The organism is Nocardia sp. NPDC052112 (genome assembly GCF_040680135.1).
Taxonomy (GTDB): domain Bacteria; phylum Actinomycetota; class Actinomycetes; order Mycobacteriales; family Mycobacteriaceae; genus Nocardia.
In genome coordinates, this window is the sequence record NZ_JBFAWD010000028.1 from 39,122 (window position 1) to 60,703 (window position 21,582).

Annotated in this window: 19 protein-coding genes and 1 pseudogene; 5 read left to right on the plus strand and 15 right to left on the minus strand. The window is 66.2% G+C overall.

All coding sequences use genetic code 11. The annotated features are described in order from the left end of the window. Nucleotides 1-14: 14 nt before the first annotated feature. On the minus strand, nt 15-461 hold the full coding sequence (locus AB0L58_RS36195; protein ID WP_364394466.1) for a cupin domain-containing protein: 447 nt from the start codon (nt 459-461) through the stop codon (nt 15-17). 187 nt (nt 462-648) lie between these two features. Between AB0L58_RS36195 and AB0L58_RS36200 the strand changes: the two genes are divergently transcribed. Further along, nucleotides 649-2,349 (plus strand): metallophosphoesterase, encoded by a 1,701-nt coding sequence (locus tag AB0L58_RS36200; RefSeq protein WP_364394468.1) that lies wholly within the window; start codon nt 649-651, stop codon nt 2,347-2,349. 5 nt (nt 2,350-2,354) lie between these two features. Here AB0L58_RS36200 and AB0L58_RS36205 read toward each other — a convergent pair whose 3' ends face one another. From AB0L58_RS36205 to AB0L58_RS36230, 6 genes are all read right to left on the minus strand, one after another. After that, nucleotides 2,355-2,693, minus strand: a complete 339-nt coding sequence (locus AB0L58_RS36205) for a TfoX/Sxy family protein (protein WP_364394470.1) — start codon at nt 2,691-2,693, stop codon at nt 2,355-2,357. Nucleotides 2,694-2,740: 47 nt separating this feature from the next. Continuing rightward, nucleotides 2,741-3,688 carry an alpha/beta hydrolase family protein gene (locus AB0L58_RS36210; RefSeq protein ID WP_364394472.1) on the minus strand — a complete coding sequence of 316 codons (948 nt, stop codon included), beginning with the start codon at nt 3,686-3,688 and terminating at the stop codon, nt 2,741-2,743. Between the two features lie 222 nt (nt 3,689-3,910). Next, nucleotides 3,911-4,651: a respiratory nitrate reductase subunit gamma gene (gene narI / locus AB0L58_RS36215; RefSeq protein ID WP_364394474.1), complete on the minus strand. Its 741-nt coding sequence runs from the start codon at nt 4,649-4,651 to the stop codon at nt 3,911-3,913. Then, nucleotides 4,648-5,328, minus strand: coding sequence for a nitrate reductase molybdenum cofactor assembly chaperone (gene narJ / locus AB0L58_RS36220; protein WP_364394531.1), 681 nt, complete (start codon nt 5,326-5,328; stop codon nt 4,648-4,650). Before narJ ends, narI begins: the two co-directional genes overlap by 4 nt. A gap of 34 nt (nt 5,329-5,362) precedes the next feature. Further along, nucleotides 5,363-7,090, minus strand: a complete 1,728-nt coding sequence (gene narH / locus AB0L58_RS36225) for a nitrate reductase subunit beta (RefSeq protein WP_364394476.1) — start codon at nt 7,088-7,090, stop codon at nt 5,363-5,365. A gap of 123 nt (nt 7,091-7,213) precedes the next feature. Then, entirely contained in the window at nt 7,214-10,918 is a 3,705-nt protein-coding gene (locus AB0L58_RS36230) for a nitrate reductase subunit alpha (protein ID WP_364394533.1), read from the minus strand. A 510-nt stretch (nt 10,919-11,428) separates the two neighbouring features. On the opposite strand from AB0L58_RS36230, the gene AB0L58_RS36235 reads away from it, so the two are divergent. Together AB0L58_RS36235 and AB0L58_RS36240 are read left to right on the plus strand one after the other, a co-directional pair. Further along, complete coding sequence (locus AB0L58_RS36235; protein WP_364394478.1) at nt 11,429-11,863, plus strand: YdeI/OmpD-associated family protein; 435 nt, start codon at nt 11,429-11,431, stop codon at nt 11,861-11,863. Between the two features lie 181 nt (nt 11,864-12,044). Next, on the plus strand, nt 12,045-12,839 hold the full coding sequence (locus AB0L58_RS36240; RefSeq protein WP_364394480.1) for a helix-turn-helix domain-containing protein: 795 nt from the start codon (nt 12,045-12,047) through the stop codon (nt 12,837-12,839). Between the two features lie 141 nt (nt 12,840-12,980). Here AB0L58_RS36240 and mtnC read toward each other — a convergent pair whose 3' ends face one another. The 3 genes from mtnC to mtnA are packed head-to-tail and all read right to left on the minus strand — an operon-like array spanning nt 12,981 to nt 15,935. After that, nucleotides 12,981-13,664 carry an acireductone synthase gene (gene mtnC, locus AB0L58_RS36245; RefSeq protein ID WP_364394482.1) on the minus strand — a complete coding sequence of 228 codons (684 nt, stop codon included), beginning with the start codon at nt 13,662-13,664 and terminating at the stop codon, nt 12,981-12,983. Then, the gene (locus AB0L58_RS36250; RefSeq protein ID WP_364394484.1) at nt 13,661-14,236 is read right to left on the minus strand and encodes a cupin; all 576 of its coding nucleotides are present in this window, start codon (nt 14,234-14,236) and stop codon (nt 13,661-13,663) included. Before AB0L58_RS36250 ends, mtnC begins: the two co-directional genes overlap by 4 nt. A 4-nt stretch (nt 14,237-14,240) precedes the next feature. After that, nucleotides 14,241-15,935 carry an S-methyl-5-thioribose-1-phosphate isomerase gene (gene mtnA / locus AB0L58_RS36255; RefSeq protein WP_364394486.1) on the minus strand — a complete coding sequence of 565 codons (1,695 nt, stop codon included), beginning with the start codon at nt 15,933-15,935 and terminating at the stop codon, nt 14,241-14,243. Between the two features lie 31 nt (nt 15,936-15,966). Here mtnA and AB0L58_RS36260 point away from each other — a divergent pair, with 31 nt between their 5' ends. Together AB0L58_RS36260 and AB0L58_RS36265 are read left to right on the plus strand one after the other, a co-directional pair. Further along, the gene (locus AB0L58_RS36260; protein ID WP_364394489.1) at nt 15,967-16,224 is read left to right on the plus strand and encodes a hypothetical protein; all 258 of its coding nucleotides are present in this window, start codon (nt 15,967-15,969) and stop codon (nt 16,222-16,224) included. Between the two features lie 368 nt (nt 16,225-16,592). Continuing rightward, nucleotides 16,593-17,130: pseudogene (locus AB0L58_RS36265) on the plus strand (ATP-binding cassette domain-containing protein); the annotation flags it as partial. A gap of 370 nt (nt 17,131-17,500) precedes the next feature. On the opposite strand, the gene AB0L58_RS36270 reads toward AB0L58_RS36265, so the two are convergent. From AB0L58_RS36270 to AB0L58_RS36290, 5 genes are all read right to left on the minus strand, one after another. Further along, a complete protein-coding gene (locus tag AB0L58_RS36270) occupies nt 17,501-17,689 on the minus strand; it encodes a hypothetical protein (RefSeq protein ID WP_364394491.1) in 189 nt (62 codons plus the stop codon). 93 nt (nt 17,690-17,782) lie between these two features. Continuing rightward, nucleotides 17,783-19,567 (minus strand): NTP transferase domain-containing protein, encoded by a 1,785-nt coding sequence (locus AB0L58_RS36275; RefSeq protein WP_364394493.1) that lies wholly within the window; start codon nt 19,565-19,567, stop codon nt 17,783-17,785. Nucleotides 19,568-19,664: 97 nt separating this feature from the next. Beyond that, nucleotides 19,665-20,414 carry a VOC family protein gene (locus AB0L58_RS36280; RefSeq protein ID WP_364394495.1) on the minus strand — a complete coding sequence of 250 codons (750 nt, stop codon included), beginning with the start codon at nt 20,412-20,414 and terminating at the stop codon, nt 19,665-19,667. Between the two features lie 39 nt (nt 20,415-20,453). After that, a complete protein-coding gene (locus tag AB0L58_RS36285; RefSeq protein WP_364394497.1) occupies nt 20,454-20,750 on the minus strand; it encodes an MGMT family protein in 297 nt (98 codons plus the stop codon). A gap of 4 nt (nt 20,751-20,754) precedes the next feature. Further along, nucleotides 20,755-21,540: an alpha/beta fold hydrolase gene (locus tag AB0L58_RS36290; RefSeq protein ID WP_364394499.1), complete on the minus strand. Its 786-nt coding sequence runs from the start codon at nt 21,538-21,540 to the stop codon at nt 20,755-20,757. Nucleotides 21,541-21,582 lie beyond the last annotated feature (42 nt).

Here is a 21,582-nt window from a genome sequence, read left to right on the forward strand (position 1 = left end):
CGGCACCGAGCCGACTATGCGCAGTCCGGGGCGTCGGCGTCTTCGAAGAGCGGCTTACCGGTCGGCGGTGCGTAGACGACGTCGAGGACGAGCGGGTCGGGGCCGAGATTGCCGCCGATGTGTACGTTCCAGGCGCCTTCGGGTTCGTAGATGAAATCACCGGTGTGGAAGACCGGAGCCACACAGTCGGGGCCGGGGTGCGTGAGGGTGCCCGAGCGGACGAAGCCGAAGACCGGACCGTAGTGATAGTGCCAGCCGGTGGAACCGCCTGGGGCAATGGTGATTTCACGGACGACGAGGTCGGTACCCGCGACGAACGGCAGCAGGCCCGCGGGGATCTGCGCTTGGGCGAGGGTGACCGCGGTGATATCGGTACCGGGCGTCGCATGTGCGGTCGCGGCACCGAATACGGAACCGCCCAGGACGACCGCGGCGGCGGCCGCACGCGTAAATGGCGTCATCGCGGCAGCCTAGCCCTGGAGACGCGGTTCGGAAAAGGGTGAGATCGCCCCTCCTGCTGGGGCATTCGTTCGTTTTGGGTGATTTGCGAAGCTATGGTGTCGCGCGGGCCAGAGTTCACGAATTGTTCGTGCCTGGGAAGCGGTGTCGAGTTGCGTGATGCGTTGTGGCCGTACAGCATCGGATACCGTGCCGACGAATCCGTTGAACCCCGCTGGCGATCTGCCGGATACCGGAATTCCCGCCGCCCAGTCCGCGCATATGACCATGGCCGAGCAGCACGAGTGGCATCGAAACTATCTGCGTCGGCATGCTGTCTCCCGGCGCAATGTGCTTCGCGGTGCGGCCGCGGCAGCCGCGGTGGCCACCGTCGGAACTTCACCGTTCGGCAGGCGCGCCTATGCCGAGGACGCGCAGCTCGCGGTCGGCGGTCGGCACGTCGGATACGGCCCGGATGCGACGAGTCAGCTCCGGTTCGCCGGTCAGCTGTCCCGGCAACCGGCCGGTACCAAGGTTTTCCTGGACCACGGCCCGACGCCCGCGCTCGGCGGCACCATCGAGGCCGAGGTGCGCAATCTGCTGACCCAGGTCCCCTCCGCCGACGGCGGTGTCCTCGCGGCCGAACAGTTCTACGTGCACGCCCCGGTCGACGGCCTGCCCGGACGCGTACCGCACTTTTACCGCTGGCGTACCTCCGACGGATTCATCGGCGATATCCGCGCCGCCGCACCCGCCATGCCGAGTGCGCGCGCTGCGATTCTGCCGTTCCGGTTCACCATGATGGGCGATCAGGGCACCGACGACACTCCGGCGCTGCCGCCGGGCACGGTGCCCGGCGATTACGACGACAAGTACTACAAATCCGATAACGATCCGAACGCGCCACATGCGAGTAATGTGCTGCGTCAAATCGCCGCCGCCAAACCGGATTTCCACATTCTCGCCGGTGATATCGCCTATGCCGACCCGTCCGGGGGTGGCAAGCCGAACGAATTCGTCGCCAACGGTGCGAAGCTCGACTCCGGTTTCGACAAGTACAACCCCTACGTCTGGGATATCTACTTCGGAGCCATCGAACGCAGTGCCGCCGAGACGCCGTGGATGTTCGCCACCGGCAATCACGATATGGAAGCGACCTACGGCCAGCACGGCTACGGCGGACATCTGGCGCGGCTGGACTTTCCCGGCAACGGCCCCGCGGGCTGCCCGTCGGCGTATTCGTTCACCTACGGCAATGTCGCGGTGCTCTCGCTCGACGCCAATGACATCAGCTACGAGATCAAGGCCAATACCGGGTATTCCGGTGGGGCGCAGACGAGTTGGGTGGAGCGCACCCTCGCCGCCTACCGCGCGGACCCGAATATCGACTTCCTGGTGTGCTTTTTCCACCACTGCGCATACTCGACCACCGACGCCCATGCCAGCGACGGCGGCGTGCGCGATGCGTGGGCCGGGCTGTTCGACCGGTATCAGGTGGATCTGGTGCTGCAGGGCCACAATCACGTCTACGAGCGCACGGATCCGATCCGCGCCGGTGCCGCGACCAGGGTCGCCGCGGATAATTCGATCGTCTACCCGGATACCGACGGCACGGTCTACTACACCGTCGGCGGCGGTGGCCGACCGCGCTACGACTTCCAGCCCGGTTCCCAGGAAACGTTCCGTGGCCACGAATTGCCGGACACCACGGTCCCGAACAGCTACGTGTGGACCGCATCCGGCGGCAAACAGGACGAGGCGGCTCCCTGGTCGCGAGTGCGGTTCCGCAACTACTCGTTCCTGCGCGTCGATGTCCGCCCCGGCATCTTCGCCAGCGAAATGGATGTGGTCGCGGTGGACGAATACGGTCGGGAATTCGACAAACTCACCTTCCGCCGCCTGGTCCACTGAACCCGCTATTTCTGCTTCGGCGGCAGTGACCGCGCATAGCTGACGCCGCGGTCGATCCATTCGTCGAGCGCGGCGTCCTCGACGACGGCCGCGCCGTCGACCAGCAGCCAGTTGGTCATTTCGCGACCGCCCATCACCATCGTGCCGACGTATTCGCGGGCGAGCAGGGTGGTGCTCTCCTCCGGGTCGACGCGGACGAGCAGACCGCCCTTCCGACTCGCCGCGACCGCCATATTGCCGTTGATCAGGAAGGCGAGACCGCCGAACATCTTCTTCTCGCTCACATCGGGCGTCGGGTCGATCAGCTCCCGGATCCGATCGGCGAGCACCTTGTCATAGGTCATACCGCATTGTCGACCAGGGCACCGACAAGTTCGTGGCGAATTGTCGGCTACGCGCCGATCGCGGTGGCGAACAGCGGCCAGGACTGGTGGAGATCGTCCTGCCAGTACGCCCAGGCGTGTCCCCCCGGCCGGAGCATCACGGTGGCGGGTACGCCTGCCGCGGCCAGCCGGTCCACGAAGGGGCGGGTGCAGTTGTCTATGACGGTCTCCATGACACCGCCGACCAGCATGCGATCCAGCAGCCGGATCGGGTTGCCGTCGATGCCTGGATCGCCGAGGTTTTCGTGCGGTCCGGGTGCGCCATTGCCGGACGAGACGTAGAGCGCCAAACCGCGCAGTTGATCCACGTGCAGCATCGGATCGTGTTCGGCCCAGGCCGGATTGTCCGGGGCACCCCACATATTGTCCGCATTGGCGCCGAAGGCCGCGAGCTCGCCGTGCACATAGGCATTGGCGGCGGGGTCACTGGTGCGTGGGCAGCCGCTGTAGGCACCCACCGCCTGATAGAGGCCGGGTGCGCCGATGGCCAGATTCAGCGCCGAGGTCGCCGACATCGACAGGCCCGCAATGGCATTGCGCCCGGTCATGCCGAAACGCGAACCGAGCAGCGGCGGCAGTTCCTGGGTCAGGAACGTCGTCCATTTATTGCGGCCGAGGACCGGATCGTCATTGAGCCAATCGGTGTAGTAGCTCGCGCGCCCACTCATCGGCAGGATCACATTGACGTTCTTATCCGCGAAGAAGTCCGCGACATCCGTGCGGGTCGTCCACGGCCCGCCGTCCTCGCCGCCGTCGACCGCATTGAGCAGATAAAGCGCGGGCGCACCCGGACCGGGATGCGACATCCACAGCGGGATAGGCCGATTCATCGCCGCCGAATGGACCACGACCTCGAACTGTCGCCCGCCCAGCGGCCGAACGTCGAGAATCTGGGAGTCGGGATCGGCTCCGGCGGTTACGGGGATGGTCGCGGCGCAGACCGCCAGTAGGAACACCAGGCATCGCGTAAGGGAGCGCAGCGAGCGAACCATCGGCACAGCGGAGCGTTGCGAGCGAACCATGGGCACAGGCCGGTACATGGGTCGAATTCCTATCACGGCAGTTGGCGTGCCCTCGGTATTCGACGGGCGTGTTTGCTGGCAAATAACACAGCCCCGCTCGCCCGATGCGGGCGGACGGGGCTGTGGGGCATCGGGTGAGAGAACCCGAACTCGGGGTCAGCGCCAGGTTTCCGGCGTCACGGGGGCATCCCAGGCGCGCGCGTAGCGGCTCTTGTCGGGGGCGTTGGATTCCTTGGCGCGGTACACGATGTACGGCCGGGTCAGGTAGCCGATCGGCGCGCTGAACATATGGACCAGGCGGGTGTACGGCCAGATGGCTACGAGGGTCAGCACGACCAGACCGTGCAATTGGAAGGTCCACGGCGTGCCGACCATCAGCTCGGGCTGGGGATGGACGGTGAAAAGGCTACGGAACCACGGGGATACGGTCTCGCGATAGTTGTACGTTCCCCACAGCAGGTTGCTGCCCCAGGTATTGAGCAGCCCGGTGACCAGTGCGGCGGCCAGCAGCACATACATGAGCTGGTCATTGCGGGTGGTGGCCTTGCGGACGGCGGGCACGGTGATGCGGCGGTAGAGCAGGATGCCGACACCGACGATGACGGCGAGTCCGGCGACCGAACCCGCCGCGACCGCGATCAGATGGTAGGTGTGCTCGGAAATGCCGACGGCATCGGTCCAGGATTCCGGGATCAGCACACCGAGCACATGGCCGCCGATGACGCCGAGCATGCCGAAGTGGAACAGCGGACTGCCGAGGCGCAGCAGACGGCTCTCGTAGATCTGCGATGACCGTGTGGTCCAACCGAATTGGTCGTTGCGATAGCGCCACAGGTGACCGAGTACGAATGAGGTGAAGGCCACGTAGGGCAGCGTCATCCAGCAGGTGGTGGTCATCGGCGGGCTTCCGATCCGTCGAACAGCGAGGGGTCCATGGCGAAGGGGTCCAGGCCGACCTCTTCCCCGGGCGGTCCCTGCGCGGCCAATTCGGCAATGCGACGCCGGTCCGCGGTGGTGACCGGCGGCAAGGTGGCGACGACGGCGCCCAGCACTCCGGCGTACGGCGATCCGTTGTCTACCAACGAAAGTCGAAGGAGCTCGAGCACCGGAACATGCTCGCCGAGTAAACGCTCACCGCCGATCGGATCGACGGTCGCGGCGAATTCCAGCAGCACCGGCAGATGGTCGGGCAATTCCTCGTCACCGAGTTCGACACCGGCCTGCCGGTAGGCGTGCTTGAACCGCAGCAGCGCCATACCGCGTTTGCGGGTGTCGCCGTAGGCGTAGAACGTCAGGTGCATGCTCGATCGGCGGCGCAGATCGAAGGTTTCGACATACTGCTGGGCCAGCGTGATCGGTGGAGTCGCGCGCAGATGGTGGATGAATTCCAGCAGCGGCGCGCCTACCTCATCCGGCAATCGCGTTGCGACATCGTCGATCTGGTCGACGGTCGCCAACATCTGCTCGCTCGGATAGTCGAGCAGCAGCGCGGCGATCCGCCAGACCAGACGGCAATCGCGCTCGGACAGTTGGACGACGGGTTCCGGCCGGCGGCGCACTTTCAGTAGGGCCATCATGCGCCTCCGTGGGCCAGTGGGTCGGTCGCGTTCATTTGGTCGCTCCGGTCGCCGCCGGTGCGACGGAACCGTTCGTGGACGGCGCCGAACCATTGGTGGCCACACCGTTTTTCGCCGAACCATTGGTGCCGTTCGCACCGTGCCCATCGGCGCCATTGCCATTGCGCGCGGTCGGCAGCAGACCGTCGGTGCTGCGCCCATCCCAGTTCAACAGATTGATCCGGTTCGACTTCTCCTCCGGCGCCGCGCCATTGGCGTCGGCCAGATGGAACTTCTCCACCATCGTGTCGAATGCCGTCATGCCCGGCCCGCCGTCGGTATCCAGGCTGCACCCTGTTGCCAGCGAATCCAGTTCGTGCGCCTGGGAAGTCGCGCCCTGGGGAATGACGTATCGATGCTCGTACTTCGCGATGGCCAGCAGCCGGTACATCGCCTCGATCTCCGCCGGCTCCAACCGCACCGACGGTGCGATCGACGGATCCGGCTCCATGCCGAGATTCACCGACCGCATGAACGACCGCATGGCCGCGAGCCGCTGCAGTGCGGCCCGCACCGGCCCGATCTCACCGGCGGTGAACAATTCGGCCAAGTACTCGACCGGAATGCGCAGTGCGTCGATGGCGCCGAACAGATTCGACGCGTCCTCGGCATCGTGGCCGGTCTCGGAGAGCACATCCACCACCGGCGACAGCGGCGGCACATACCAGACCATCGGCATGGTGCGGTATTCCGGATGTAGCGGCAACGCGATCTGGTAATCGACGATCAATGTGTAGACCGGCGAATTCTGCGCGGCCTCGATCCACTCCGGCGAGATTCCCGCCCGCTCGGCCTCCGCGATCACCCGGGGATCATGCGGGTTGAGGAACACCCCGAGCTGCGAGGGATATAGATCCTCGGTTTCGGTGACCGCGGCGGCAGCAGCTACCGCATCCGCGTCGTACAGCATGACGCCGATGTACCGCAGCCGACCGACGCAGGTCTCCGAACAGACCGTCGGAATACCGACTTCCACGCGCGGATAGCAGAACGTGCATTTCTCCGCCTTGCCCGTCTTGTGGTTGAAGTAGATCTTCTTGTACGGACAGCCGCTGACGCACTGCCGCCAGCCACGGCATTTGTCCTGGTCGACGAGCACAATGCCGTCCTCGGACCGCTTGTAGATCGCCCCCGACGGGCACGAGGCCACACACGACGGGTTGAGGCAGTGCTCGCAGATCCGCGGCAGGTAGAACATGAAGGTCTGTTCGAACTCCAGCTTCACCTGATCCGACAGCTTGGCCAGCAGCGGATCCTTGCCGACCTGCTCCGGTCCGGAGCCCAGATCGTCATCCCAGTTGGCGCCCCAGGTGATCTTCGTATCCTGGCCGGTGATCAGCGATTTCGGCCGCGCCACCGGACTGGTGTCCATGGCAGGTGCGGACAGCAGATTGTCGTAGTCGTAGCTCCACGGCTCGTAGTAGTCCGAAACCGTGGGCAGATCCGGATTGGCGAAGATATTGAGCAGCCGTTTCAGGCGCGAACCCGACTTGAGGGTCAGCTTGCCGCGCTTGTTGAGCGTCCAGCCGCCCTTCCACTTCTCCTGGTCCTGATACTGGCGCGGATAACCCTGTCCGGGACGGGTTTCCACGTTGTTGAACCACATGTACTCGGTGCCGCCGCGGTTGGTCCACGCCTGCTTGCAGGTGACGCTGCAGGTGTGACACCCGATGCATTTGTCCAGGTTCATCACCATGGCCAGCTGTGCCATGACACGCATGTCAGTACTCCACTTCCTGGCTGCGCCCATCGAGCGGAGCGTCGTGACCTCGTCGGATCATGTCAGTACTCCACTTCTTGATTGCGCCCATCGAGCGGAGCGTCGTGACCTCGTCGGATCATGTCAGTACTCCACTTCTTGATTGCGCCGTCGAATGGTCGTGACCTCGTCGCGCTGATTTCCGGTGGGCCCGTGGTAGTTCAGCGCGAAGGACTGCTGCGCATAGCCGCCGATGAGATGCGATGGCTTGATCATGATGCGGGTCAGTGCGTTGTGGATGCCGCCGCGCTTACCCTTGCCCGGCTGCTTATCCGGTGCGCCCCAATCGAATCCGCCCGGCGCGCCCTCGATGCGCGGTACATCCACCGCCCGGTCCTGGGCGTGGTACATGAATACCGTGCCTTCGGGCATCCGGTGGCTGACGATGGCCCGCGCGACGACCACCCCGTTGCGGTTCACCGCCTCGATCCAATCATTGTCCGACACACCGATTTTCGCGGCATCCCGATCCGACATCCAGATCGACTGTCCGCCCCGCGAGAGGGTCAGCATGTGCAGGTTGTCCTGGTAGGCCGAGTGGATCGACCACTTCGAATGCGGGGTCAGGTACCGAACGGTGACGCCGTTGTCACCGACGGACCCCACCCCTGGCTCACTGAACAGCGCGCTCATATCGAGCGGCGGCCGGAATACCGGCAGCTGCTCACCGAGTTCGGCCATCCAGTCGTGATCGAGGTAGAAGTGCTGGCGCCCGGTAAGGGTGTGCCATGGCTTGAGTCGTTCGGTATTGATGGTGAACGGCGAATACCGCCGTCCACCGGTCTCGCTACCCGACCATTCCGGTGAGGTGATCACCGGTACGGGCCGGGACTGGGTGTCGGCGAAGGTGATTCGCTTACCCTCGTGCTCTGCGGCGAGATCGGCCAACTCGGTGCCGGTGCGCCGCTCCAGTGCGTGGAAGCCCTCGACCGCGAGCCTGCCGTTGGTGGTGCCGGACAGCGCGAGGATCGCCTCGGCCGCGTGGGTGTCCTTGGCCAGCGACGGACGCCCCTGGGCCACACCGGAAACCACGGTGCCGTTCACCCCGGCGAGGTAGGCCACCTCTGCGTTCGGATGTGTGGTGACACCCTTGGTGGTGACTCCGAGCGTATCGATCAGCGGTCCGAGCGCGGCCATCTTCTCCGCGAGCTTCGGGTAGTCCCGCTCGACCACGATCAGCTTCGGCATGGTCTTGCCCGGAATCGGGTCGCACTCACCGGCTTTCCAGTCCAGGACGCGGCCACCGGCCTGCGCCAGCGCATCCGGTGAATCGTGCTGCAGTGGCACCGCGACGATATCCTTGCGCTTGCCCAGATGCTTCTCGGCCATCCAGGAGAATCCGCGCGCGATCCGGTGGAATGCCTCGAAGTCGGTCTTGGCCTCCCACGGCGGGGAGATGGCGGGGGAGAAGGCGTGCACGAACGGGTGCATATCGGTGGAGGACAGATCGTGCTTCTCGTACCAGGTGGCGGCGGGCAGCACGATGTCGGAGAACAGCGTGGTGCTGGTCATCCGGAAGTCCAGTGACAGCAGCAGATCCAGCTTTCCGCGTGGCGCCTCCTCACGCCAGACCAGTTCCTGTGGCCGCACACCGGCGGCGTCGGTGGTCTGCAGATTGGAGTCCGCGCCGAGCAGGTGCTTGTGGAAGTACTCGTTGCCCTTGCCGGAGGAGCCGAGCAGATTCGCCCGCCAGACGGTCAGGCAGCGCGGAAAGTTCTCCGGTGCATCGGGATCCTCGCAGGCGAAGCGCAGATCCCCGGATTTGAGCCCGTCCACCACATGTTCGGGTGCGGTCTTACCCGCGGCCTCGGCCTCGTCCACCAGATCCAGCGGATTCCGGTCGAACGTCGGATAACTCGGCATCCAGCCGAGTCGACTGGCCAGCGCGATATTGTCCGCGGCGGTGCGGCCCGCGAACTTCCCGGTGCCCAGCGGGGAGGCGAAGGACTGCGCGGTGAACGGGTCGTAGCGCCACTGGTCATTGCTGAGGTACCAGAACACCGTGCCTTGCATCTGACGCGGCGGTCGCTGCCAGTCCAGTCCGAAGGCCAGGGTGGACCAGCCGGTTACCGGACGGCACTTCTCCTGGCCGACATAGTGCGCCCAGCCGCCGCCGTTCACGCCTTGACAGCCGGTGAGCAGGGTCAGCGTGAAGAAGGAGCGGTAGATCTGGTCGGAGTGGAACCAGTGATTGGTGCCCGCACCCATCAGGATCATCGAGCGGCCGCCGGATTTATCGGCGTTATCGGCGAATTCGCGCGCGATCCGCTGCGCCTGCGCGGCGGGTACGCCGGTAATGGCTTCCTGCCAGGCGGGGGTGTAGGGCTCGGTGGCATCGTCGTAGCCGGTCGGCCACGTGCCGGGCAGCCCGTCGCGTCTCACGCCGTACTGCGCGAGCAGCAGATCGAACACGGTGGTTACCCGCTTGCCGGCGATGGTGATCGTCGGTACGCCGCGCACCAGCACGCCCGCGGTATCGGTATCGAACCGCGGCAGCTGCACCGCGACCGGATGCTGATCGGCATGGTCGTGCATGGTCAGCAGCGGATCGACGCCCTCGAGGTCCAGATTCCATTTGCCCGCATCACCGGCGGTGAAGCGATGCCCGAGCGAACCGTTGGGCACCACCGGATTACCCGCGGCACCGAGCAGCACCAGCTTGTGCGCCGCGGTCTCGTCGGTATGGCCGAGATCGGCGGCGGTGAGGAATTTGCCGGGCAGCGCACCGTCGTGGTGGTAGTTGCCATCGGCGTCCCAGCCCTCCGGATCGTCGAGGCACACCAGGAAGGGCAGGTCGGTGTAGCGCTTGACGTAGTCGAGGAACCGCGGCGTATCGCGCTCCACGAAGAACTCGCTGAGGATGACATGCCCCATCGACATGGCAAGGGCCGCATCGGTTCCCGGTCGCGCGGGTACCCACTCATCGGCGAACTTGGTGTTGTCCGCATAGTCGGGCGAGACCACGACGACCTTCTGACCGCGGTAGCGCGCCTCGGTCATGTAGTGCGCGTCCGGGGTCCGAGTCACCGGGACATTCGAACCCCACATGATGAGATAGCCCGCATCGAACCAGTCGGCCGATTCCGGCACATCGGTCTGGTCGCCGAATACCTGCGGCGAGGCCACCGGCAGGTCGGCGTACCAATCGTAGAACGACAGCATCGAGCCGCCGAGCATCGAAATGAACCGTGCGCCAACGGCATGGCTGACCATAGACATGGCCGGAATGGGCGAGAATCCGGCCACCCGGTCGGGCCCGTACTTCTTGATCGTGTGCACATGCGCGGCGGCCGCGATTTCGGCGGCCTCCCACCATTCCGCGCGCACGAATCCGCCCTTGCCGCGAGCGGACTTGTAGCGCTCGGCCTTTGCCGGATCCTCGACGATCGCTTCCCAGGCCAGCACCGGATCCTTGAGCCGGTCCTTGGCCTCGCGATACAACTCGAGCAGCACGCCGCGCACATACGGGTAGCGCACACGTGCGGGGGAGTAGGTGTACCAGGAGAAGGACGCCCCGCGCGGGCAGCCGCGCGGTTCGTATTCGGGCTTGTCCGCGCCGACCGAGGGATAGTCCGTCTGCTGCGATTCCCAGGTGATCACGCCGTCCTTGACGTAGATCTTCCAGGAGCAGGACCCGGTGCAGTTGACCCCGTGTGTGGAGCGCACCACCTTGTCGTGCGACCAGCGATCCCGATAGAACTCATCGGCACTGCGCCCGCCCACCTGATGCAGGCTGCGCTCATCCGCCGAGACCTCGCCCCGGTGGAAATATTTGCCGAGACGCAGCAGTGCGTCACTCGCGTCGGTGGATTGCCGACCGGCCGAATCGGAGGACGCGGAAGCCTGAGTGCGCGAATTAACCACGACGCCCCCTTCGAGCTGTGAAATCGGGCTGTTGCACCGACTGTAAGGAGGTGGCGACGCAGGTCAAAGCGAATCTCTCACAGCCGGCACCGGTCGATCGTGAGGTGTGAGGTCGACGCAACGTGGCGGTCACCGCGCGATTGCCGCGAAATGCCGAGGACATCGATGTGACCAGGGCGGATCCGCGCTGACCGGCCGAAATGCGGGTTCCGGACAGTGTTTTGGGGACTAGCCGGTGATGCTTTGGAAACCACTGGTTCTCAGGCGGTTTACATTTGTTAACACATCTGGCGGGGGCCGCCGAGGCCGATTCCGCATCCGCGCGCGGCGGTCGAGCGGTCCCGCGCAAAGTCATTCCGCGGCCAGCCGATGGGTTCGCTGTTGATTCGCCAACAACTTCGGCTATGGCGATCTCGACCGATTATTCTTCGCCACATGGAGCAATTCGAGGCCGCCATCGAGTCCGCCGCCGGTGGCGGTGCGTATGTCGCGGTGCCCGCGCAGATCATCACGGCGCTCGGAGGCGGCGGTCGGATCCCGGTTCGCGCCACCTTCGACGGCATTGCCTACACCGGCTCGATCGGGTCCATGGGCGCGGGTCCCTGCCTGGGCATGCTGAAGGCGATCCGCACCGCGCTCGGAAAGCAGCCCGGGGATACGGTCGAGGTCACGGTGGAGCGCGACGAGTCCGAGCGCACCGTCGAGGTACCGGCGGATCTGGCGGCGGCGCTGGCACGCGCCGGGGTGCGCGCGGCATTCGATGCATTGTCGTATTCGGCCCGCCGGGAACTCGTCACGGCGGTGAACGAGGCGAAGCGTCCGGAAACCCGCACCCGCCGCATCGAGAGGGCCGTCGCGGCGGCACGCTAGCTCGGCGGCCGCGGCGCGAATGTTATTGGTGCTTCCCAACATTCGCACTCGGTGTGGCCGTAGACACGCGGGCGCTCGGCGGAAATTAGAGCAAATATTTCGTTTAATATTGTATCGGCTCGCCTCTGGCAGGACTACCAACTTTGTTGATGCATCTACGGTTTCATGGGAGTGTATTGCTGTGCCACGCAGGTCGACCGATGGCGGTGACGGGGCTCGCGTGCGCCCGCCTACGTTCGGGCGCGAGTTGCGCAGACTGCGCGACGATCGACGTATTTCTCGGGAAAAGCTGGCATTCGCCGCTGGCGTGAGCACCAGCTATATCACCCACCTCGAGAGCGGCGATCGCGAACATCCCACCAGGACGGTGGTGAATGCGCTGTTCGGATATCTGAATCGGGTTGCTCCGCTCACCGACGCCGAACGCAGACTGTTTTTCGATCTGGCCGGATTAGGCGTGGACAGATTTCCCTCCGTACCCGAACTACGCAATGAGATCAGTGCGGATATGCGCGACGGACTGCGCCTGCACGAGCCGAATGCCGCGGGCTACGTCGATACCCGGTGGAATCTCCTGTCCTGCAATGACATCTACGCCGCCGCATTTCCCGGTCTGGTCGACGATGTGAATGTGCTGCGCTGGTTCTTCGGCAACGAGGTGTCCAAACAGGTCATGGTCGAATGGGAGTGGGAGGCCGCGCTCACCGTCGACTGGCTGCGCGGACTGATCGGTCAATCCGGCGATACCGCCTGGTCCACCGAATTCCTCGACGAACTCGGTGCGTATCCGGACTTCCGCAGAATGTGGGCCGCGGGCGGCACCACCTACGGTCGGGATCGGCCCATGCATCTGCGCGACCTCGGCTCCGGGGAGTGTTATCGACTCGATGTCCAACTGTTCCGGGTGGATTCGGGCAATCATCCGGGTGCGATCCAATTCTTCCTCGGTATCCCGAGCCGTTGCGCCGGTCACTGACCAGTGTAGATACTTCCCTTGGCACGCCCGATATCGCTCATTGTCGCCGACAGCGACGTACCGAACGTATTCGATCCGGTTATACGAATATCGGGCCGGGACAGCGAAATACCCATTATCGCAACCCTTGCCGCGGAATATTCAGGGCAGTGTCAGTTCCGCGAACGAGGAGATCCAATGATGCGGGGGGCGTGGGGGATTCGGCTCACCGGGACGGTGGACACCGATCACCGACCAGCCCGCGGTGACAGCGGCATCGAGTTCATCGGGATGGTCGGACAGGAACAGTATGCGCTCGGCGGGGGTGCCGATGGCGCTCGCGATCTTCTCGTAGGACGTGGGTTCGCGTTTCGGCCCCGCGCTGGACAGGTCGAAGTAGCCGCTGATGAGTGTGGCCAGCTCGCCGCCGCGGGCGAAGGTGAACCAATCCTGTTGGTTGCGTACCGATCCCGAGGAGTAGACATAGAGCCTCAGACCAGCGGCGTGCCAGGCGGTGAGGGCCGGCGGGACATCCGGGAAGAACTCCCCGTGCAGTGCGCCATTGCGGAAACCCTCGGCGCAGATGATGCCCTGGGCCGCCTTGAGCGGTTCGGCCTTCACATCGGAGCCGAGCCAGTCGCGCAGGATCGCGGCGATCTCGTCGGTGTCGGCATCGGGGCGGTCGGCGAGTTCACGGGTGGCCGCGATAATGGGAGCGGCCGCATCCGTGCGGTTTTCGGCCAGCCACTCGGGCAGGCGGGCCCGGGTATAGCCGTAGAGGTCCTCGCGCACCGAACTGGTCGGGCTGGTGGTGCCCTCGATATCGACGACGACGGTGGCGATCACGGGGCCGTCAGCAGCTGATCGAGCGTCGGGAAACCCGAGCTGATGGGGTCGCCGGTGAAATCGCCGACCCAGCCGTCGGCCTCCTCGAAGAAGCGGACGGCGATGAAGTCGGGGCGGGTGCCCATATCGAACCAGTGCAGTGTGCCCGCCGGGACCGAAAGCAGGTCCCCGCCTTCGCATACCGCGGCCACGACCTCGTCGCCCAGATGCAGGTAGAAGCAGCCGCGTCCGGCCGCGAAGAACCGCACCTCGTCCTCGGCATGGCGATGCTCGTCGAGGAACTTCTCGCGCGCGCCCTTGGCGATCTGCGGCCACTCCGGATTCGCGTCGTCCGGGTGGATGCGGGCGATATCGATGTGCTTGAAGCGGCCGGAGGCATTCAGTTCGCCCACCCGGTCGGCGTATTCGGCGAGCAGTTCGTCCGAGGTGGTCTCGGTGGCATTGTCCAGCACCGGCCAGCGGTCGAAAGTAATACCGCGGGTTGCCAATTCGGCGCCGATCACCGCATCGTCGGCGGTGCGCAGCAGCACTTTGTCGGCATCGTCGGCGGCCATAACCTGCAACAGCGTCATGATGTCAGTCCAATCTCGAGGGTCTCGTTCGGATTACGCGCTGATCGCTTCGAGCGACCTGCAAGCAATCGCTAGCGGTGAACGCCTGCCGACGGCCGGTGCGGGCCACCAGCTCGCACAGGGCTTCGAGGCATTCGGCGCGGTCGCGTGCCTGGGAAAGATTGTCTCCCCACGTCGTGATCCCGTGCCCAGCGATCGCCAATACCGGTGCCGCGGTGGGGTTTTCGAGCAGGTAGGCTTCGATATCCGCGCCGATGCGCGCAACATCGGGCCAGTTCGGGAAGACGGGCAGATCCAGGACGGTCGGGTAGGTACCGTCCGGCTCCTTGGCCACCAGACCCTTGATGAGTTCGTAGTCCGCGATCCGCAACAGGGTCAGGGCGTCGGGGGAGCCAGCGCGCGTCGCCGCGGTCGTCGCGTAGGGCGGATGGATATGGACAACGGCGGCGGCACCGGTGGTTCGGTACACCGCGGTGTGGATTGTGGTCTCCGCCGAAGGCTTGCGCTGCTGATTCGGTATCGGCTCGGAGTCGGCGATGCGGACGGTCACCATATCCGCTCCGGTCAATTCGCCCTTGGACAAACCGCTGCCGGTGATCACGGCGGTATCGCCGGTGCGCACCGAGATATTGCCCGCTGTGCCCGGCATCCAGCCCCGCCCGTACAACTCGCGGGCGATATCGGCGATGGCGGCACCTTCGGCATTCGCGCCGTATACGACACCCAGTTCGGTGACGACGGCCGTCACCAACTCCGCGGGCGTCACATCGAAGGCCGGGTTGAACACGTCGGTGTCGACGGGAGCCGCTGTCACACCGCCGAATCCGGTCACCTCGGCCGCGGCCCGTTGTTCGACGACGATATCGGCACCGGTCGCCATGTTCGGATCGCGCGTCGACTCCGGCGCCACCACGATGAAGGGAATGCCATGGTGGTGTGCCGCGATCGCGAGCCCGTAGGTGCCGATCTTGTTCGCGACATCGCCATTGGCGGTCACCCGGTCCGCGCCGACCAGCACGCAGTCGACCTGACCGCTCGCCATCGCCCAAGCGGCAGCCGAATCGATGGTGAGCCGATGCGGTATGCCCGCCTCGGCCAACTCCCAGGCCGTCAGCCGCGCGCCCTGGAGCAGCGGTCGGGTCTCGTCGACCAGAACGTTCTCGATCGCCCCGCGCTCCGACAGCACCCGCATCGCCCCGATCGCGGTGCCGAAGGCACTGGTCGCGAGCCGTCCGGTATTGCAGTGCGTGAGCACGCGCAGCGGCCGGTCCGGGCACAGCCGCTGGACGAGATCGGCGGCATGGGTCGCGGCGGTCCGGTTGACCCGTCCATCCTCGGCCAGCATGGCCAGGGTTTCGGCGAGTACCGCGTCCGCACCGAGCGGCACCTTGCTCAGCACCCGCCGCACTGCCCAGGCCAGATTGACCGCGGTGGGCCGGGCGTCCGCGATCCGTGCGGCATCGGCCTCGGTCCGCGCCACATCGACGACACCGTCGGTGGTGTGCGCGGCGGTGGCGATGACCACGCCGAACGCACCGGCGATGCCGATCGCGGGGGCACCGCGGATGGCCAGGGTCTTGATGGCGTCGATCACCTGCTCGACCGTCGCGAGCCGTAACTCGCGCACCTCGTGCGGCAGTTCGCGCTGGTCGATGGTGACCAGCGCACCGTCGTCCCAGATCAGGGAACTGTCGTCCATCAGGTGCATCCTTCGCTCGTGCGGAATCGGGGTGTTGTCCCTGGTCAACGGTATCGGACGGGCGGTGTCGTCGGAAATCCGCACCGCACGTGCATCCGGCTCGTTCGGCGATGAACTCCGCTTCTCGTTCCACCGCCTCGATGGTTCGCTGCGGCACCTGGATCGGACCCGGGGTATAGGTGATCGAGCGCAGGTCGCCGGTGTAGCGGAAGGTGCCGCGGCGTTCGCGCAGCTCCCAGGAGACCGGGCCGCGGGCGTCGACGCCGACCGAGATGCCGGTCCAGGGTGACATACCGACCAGCTGCACCTGATCGCGCAGCTCCGGGCCGGGTACGCCATCGATCTCGATGACGAAATCCGCGCGCAACCGGGGACGAACGGCGGCGCGCACCGTGATCTGTCGGACGCCCGCTACGAGCGGTTCGGTCGTCACGGTGTTGTAGACGCCATAGCTGTCGAGCCCGAATACGATGCGGCCGTCCTCGACGTTATCGCGCAGTGTCCCGACGGCGGAGATGCCGTCGAAATCCTTGGCGGGCAGGCCATTACGCACAGTCGGCCGCCGCAGGCCGGCCAGCTCCAGCAGGGTGGGCGCGAGATCGGTGACATAGGTGTACTCGTGCCGGGTACCGTCGTCGTCCGCGGCACGCGGCAGGGGATGTCGCCGCGTCACTCGATCCTCGGCGCAGCATCGAGGACACCATCGGTGAACCGCTCCGGGTGCACCGGGTCGCCTCCGGCGCACTCCTGCGCGCCAAGGTCGGCGATCTCCTCGAATCCGTTCGCCTGCCACGCGATTACGCGGCGCGCCGCCCCGGCGAACTCTCCGGTGGCCAACGCCAGCGGGTCGCCCCGGCCCGCGCCCTCGCCCTGGCACCCCGACTGCTCGTTGCCGACGAACCCACCAGCGCCCTGGACGTCTCGGTACAGGCCCAGGTCTTGGACCTGTTCGCCGACCTGCGCGCCGAATACGGCGTTCATCAGCCACGACCCCGCGGTGGTCCATCAGGTCGCCGACCGCGTCGTGGTCCTGCGTGCGGGCGCCGTCGTCGAAACCGGTCCCGTCGCAGACGTATTCGTCGCTCCCCGCGCCGACTACACACGTCACCTCCTTGCCGCGGTCCCCACCCCCGACCCCCACCCGCCGCACTCCCGACGCCTCGGCGCCCGACCCCCGCCACCGAGGTCGCGGTAGCTCGTGCACCGGGCCGGACGGCAGTCGAGTTCCGGCGGCGATTGCCGCTGGGCTTCAGCGCTCGCACAGCTGGAGTTCGCCGACGATAGTCGAATGGTGGCTCGGGGAGCCGCCAATTGACTCGGCGCGATGGGCGCACAATTGTCTGCGGCAAAATGCGACTCGCCGGGGCGTGGCCCATCGGCGGTGTAATTCGAACCGTGCGTGACGCGTTCGAAGCGGCGCGTCAACCTTTATAGATCGATCGGCCGGAATGTATTGCCGTGAATAGTTTCCCAACGGCTGACGCACCGGAGAAGGTGCGAACCCGGCTCGGCCACGCACAACCGGGCCGCCGGCTCACGTAGTGGAACCGGCGGCCCGTTTCAGATCAGTGCTGTCCGGTTCGGCGCTGGTCAGCGCCTCGCCGTTCAGAACCCTGCCCGCGCTCGCTCTCCATGCGGTCGCGATCGCTGATCGGGCCGGATCGGTTCATGCCCTGGTCCTGGCGCTGCTGTTGCTGCTGCCGTTCCATCTGCTTGGGCATTTTCTTAGGCGTTTTCTTCGACTTTTCAGCCATCTCCACTCGGTCCTTTCCGAAGTGTTGTTGTATTCGCCTAACCACCACACAATAGCGAGCCGACATCACCAGTGGAAGAAGAATATCGATTCTTTACATAAGGAGCGGGAGGAATTCGACGAGGTCGTCGTCGGTGGCCTCCGCGGGGACGATGACCAGGCCGTCACGGTCGACGAGGCCGCCCAGATGGGTGGTGCGGATCTGCGGATCGCCGAGCCAACCGCCGTAGGGGGCGAGCCGAGCCGGGACGATGCGGGCAACGGGCCCGGAGATCGCGCTCGCATTGTGCAGTGGCCCGATCAGCGGGCGTCGCGGATGGCTGCCTGTTCGGCCCGCCACGAGCGCTGGGGCCAGGGCCATCAGCACGGCAACGGCCGCGAAGGGATTTCCAGGTAGGCCGAGAATGGTTGTACCGCTGGATGATTCGGCGACGACGGTGGAACCGCCAGGTCGCAATTTCAAGCGGTGCACCAGGGTTCGGGCCCCGGCTCGAGCTATCGCCGCACGCAACTGGTCCGCCGCACCGCCGCCGGTGGCACCGACGATCACCAGCAGATCGCAATCATCGGCGGCGCCGAGCACCTCGTCGAAGCCGCGCGGAGTATCACGTAGGTGGACCCGATCGATCGCGCGAATTCCGTACCAGGACAGCACATCCGGAAGAATCGGTCCGATCGAGTCGCGGGTCTGACCGGTCTGCAGCGGGCCGGTGCTGCGGATCTCGTCGCCGGTCATGATGATGCGGGCCCGCACCGGACCGCGCACCACCGCCTCGGTCACCTCCACACTGGCGGCGGCGGAAATCAGCCCCGCCGTGACCGGTGTGCCCTCGGGTGCAACGAGATCGCCCGGACTCCGCTCCTCCCCGCGACGGCGAATATCGTCGCGCAGCGGGGAATCCTCATGCTGGTACAGCATTTCGTCATTGTCGATCCGTGCGAATTCGTCACGGAGCACCCGCGTGGTGCCATCGGGCACATGTGCGCCGGTGGCGATCCGCACCGCCTCACCCGGCAGCAGCCCGACCGGGCGCCGCCCGCCCGCGAAGCCGATATCGCGGCGCATACGCCAAGGTCCGTCCCCGGCGACCGCGTAACCGTCCATGGCGGAGACATCGAAGCGCGGCAGCGACCCGACCGCCGTCAGCGGCGCGGACAGCGCGGCACCGCGCACCGAACTCAATTCGGCCCGATACTCGGTGAGTCGAGAGATATTGGTGCGCAAGGCATCCCGTGCCTCGTCGAGCGGCAGCGGCGTCGCGGCGACCGCGGCCGTCGGTGCGGGACGCCCCACACCGGCGGCACCGGATTCCCATGCCATCCTGGCCCTGCGCACCTGCTCCTCGGTATCGCAATCGGCGATACCGGCCATGGTGACCGTGACCGTGTCGGCCGGGATCAGCGCCTTCATCGGCTGATTGATCAGCGAATCCAGCCGCTGCAACGCGTCCGCCAGCGCCGTCCGTCGCCACACGCCGATCAGATACTGCGGTCGGCCGGATTCGTCGGCGGCGAAGACCGCATCCGCGCCGGATTCGGCGCCGTGCCGAATCAGCTCCCGCACTGTCGCCTGCGACAGGAACGGCAGATCCGCCGCGAGTACCACCACAAGGGGAGCGGCGGTCGGGCCGAGCGCGCGCAATCCGGCCCCGACCGCCGCGACCGGACCCGAGCCCGGCGGCACCTCCCGCACCTGCACGATCCGCGCATCCAATTCGGGCCGATGTGGACCGACCACCACGGTCCGCGCACACGGCGCCACCGCGGCCAGGGCCGCTTCGAGCATGGATCGGCCGCCGATGACGATGGCGGGTTTGTCGACGCCCCCCATGCGGCTGGCGCGTCCGCCCGCGAGCACGATCGCGTCGGTGGTGGTCACCGGTGCGCGCCTGGCGTGAGAGAGGGCATGGCCGACATGCTAATTCGTCGGCTGTACAGATCCAGGGAGGGCGGTCTGGTTCCGGCGGTCGAAGGGGCTAGACCGTCGAATAGTCCGGCATCGGTCGGCGCAGGCAGAACTCGTTCGTCTCCGGATCGGCGAGCACCAACCCGGGCATGCCGCCGACGTCGTCCGCAGCGACCTGGGTCGCGCCCGCCGCACGTAGTCGTGCCACCTCGGCGGCCGGATCGTCGGTGGGGAAGGACACCAGGTCGAAGCGCAGTCGATTGCGGCCGCCGCGCACATCCGGCGTACGGACGAACTCCAGCCAGGAACCCAGCCCCGTCGCCGAACGGAGCGCGGCCCCCCGCGCGCCGCCGTAGGCGATCGGCCAGCCCGAGGCGGTGGACCAGAAGTCGGCCAGCCGGGCCGGATCGTGCGTATCGATCACGATGGCGGCCACCGCGCCGGTGTCCACGTACTCCTCGCGTGGCTCCAGTACACAGAACTCGTTGCCCTCCGGATCGGTGAGCACCACCCACGGCACCGTGCCCTGGCCGATATCGACGTGCCGGGCACCGAGCGCCAGCGCGCGGTCGACCTGCACCCGCTGGTGATCGAGCGAGCGACTGGCCAGATCCAGATGCATCCGGTTCTTGCCATCCTTGGCGCGCGTCGCGGAGCGGAAGGTCAGGGCCAGCTCGAGACCGTCCGGATCGGGCGCCGCCACATCGACCTCGTCGGTACGGTCGATCGTCACCGCCCAGTCCAGCAACTCGGCCCAGAAATCGGCGACCAACCGCGGCCGGTCTGCATCGAAGATGACACATGCCAGGCGCGTGGACATATTTCAACGTTAACCGCCCATCGACGGCGGTGGGGCCGTTTACGGGAGCGGAAAACGCGCGGCGCGCAGGTCCACTCGGCCGTCGCGGATCGGCACGCCCTCGGCGGCCAGCAGGCGCAACTGACGGTCGGCCAGATGCGCGGCGGGCTTACCGCCCGCACCGATCACCCGATGCCAGGGCAGATCGGCGGAGTCGGTGCGCATGATCCAGCCGACCGTGCGCGGGGTGGACAATCCGGCCGCCGCGGCGATATCACCGTAGGTGACGACCCGGCCCGGCGGCACGGTCGCGACCAGCGCGCGCACCCGCTCGACCTCGGCATCGGTGGTGGCCATCCGGCTACAGCACCGATCGGATCAGCGCCGCGGTCTCGGCCGGGCGGGCCTGGGCGACCATATGGTCGCAGTCCCATTCGAGCATGGTCAGATTCTCGCCCAGGTGCGCGGTGAGCGCGGCGCGGAACTCCGGGGTGACGAAGGGCGGCACCACCTTCATCGCCTGCACCAGGATCGTCGGCAGGTCGGCGGGCGGCAGCACATAGTGCCGGGCCAGCTGACCCCAATAGGAGTTGACGGCGGGCAGACTGATCCGCCAACCCACCCGGCCGTCGGCGGTGGGCATCAGATGTTCGGTGAGTTCGGCATCGAGCAGACGCGGCTCCACCTCGCCCCAGCCGGTCGCGATCTTGTCCCGGCGGGCGTGCTCGACCGTGTTGTAGTCCGGTGAGGCCAGGCTGGACAGCGCGATATCCATCAAGCGCTCCGCCTCCAGCGCGATCGCCGAATCGAGCAGAATCAGCTTGCGCACCAGGTGCGGATGCTCGTGCGCGAGGTGCAGCGCACAGGCACCGCCGAAGGAGTGGGCGACGACGACCACGGGCTCCTCGGTCTCCGCGGTGAGCAGTTCGACCAGATCCTCGACGATGGTCTCGAAATTCCATGGTGGCAATGAGGTCGAGCGACCGTGTCCGCGCAGGTCGGGGGCGATCATCCGGACATCGGGCAGATGTCGGGTGGCCAGTTCCTGCCAGCGTTTGCCGTGTCCGGTGACACCGTGCAGGGCCAGGACTTTGGGCCCGTCGGCAGGTCCGAACCGATACACATGCAGAGGCGACACAGCTCTCATAGTGGCGCATCGCGAAATCCGGCGCAGATCGAGGCGTGTGTC

What these genes read in the sequence shown, in the direction of transcription:
- narH (WP_364394476.1), bottom strand. Translation starts at nt 7,090, where the DNA reads ATGCGTGTCATGGCACAGCTGGCCATGGTGATGAACCTGGACAAATGC.
- AB0L58_RS36195 (WP_364394466.1), bottom strand. Translation starts at nt 461, where the DNA reads ATGACGCCATTTACGCGTGCGGCCGCCGCCGCGGTCGTCCTGGGCGGT.
- AB0L58_RS36285 (WP_364394497.1), bottom strand. Translation starts at nt 20,750, where the DNA reads ATGGCCACCACCGATGCCGAGGTCGAGCGGGTGCGCGCGCTGGTCGCG.
- AB0L58_RS36250 (WP_364394484.1), bottom strand. Translation starts at nt 14,236, where the DNA reads ATGACGCTGTTGCAGGTTATGGCCGCCGACGATGCCGACAAAGTGCTG.
- AB0L58_RS36280 (WP_364394495.1), bottom strand. Translation starts at nt 20,414, where the DNA reads ATGTCCACGCGCCTGGCATGTGTCATCTTCGATGCAGACCGGCCGCGG.
- mtnA (WP_364394486.1), bottom strand. Translation starts at nt 15,935, where the DNA reads ATGGACGACAGTTCCCTGATCTGGGACGACGGTGCGCTGGTCACCATC.
- AB0L58_RS36270 (WP_364394491.1), bottom strand. Translation starts at nt 17,689, where the DNA reads ATGGCTGAAAAGTCGAAGAAAACGCCTAAGAAAATGCCCAAGCAGATG.
- AB0L58_RS36235 (WP_364394478.1), top strand. Translation starts at nt 11,429, where the DNA reads ATGGAGCAATTCGAGGCCGCCATCGAGTCCGCCGCCGGTGGCGGTGCG.
- AB0L58_RS36290 (WP_364394499.1), bottom strand. Translation starts at nt 21,540, where the DNA reads ATGAGAGCTGTGTCGCCTCTGCATGTGTATCGGTTCGGACCTGCCGAC.
- narJ (WP_364394531.1), bottom strand. Translation starts at nt 5,328, where the DNA reads ATGGCCCTACTGAAAGTGCGCCGCCGGCCGGAACCCGTCGTCCAACTG.
- narI (WP_364394474.1), bottom strand. Translation starts at nt 4,651, where the DNA reads ATGACCACCACCTGCTGGATGACGCTGCCCTACGTGGCCTTCACCTCA.
- AB0L58_RS36205 (WP_364394470.1), bottom strand. Translation starts at nt 2,693, where the DNA reads ATGACCTATGACAAGGTGCTCGCCGATCGGATCCGGGAGCTGATCGAC.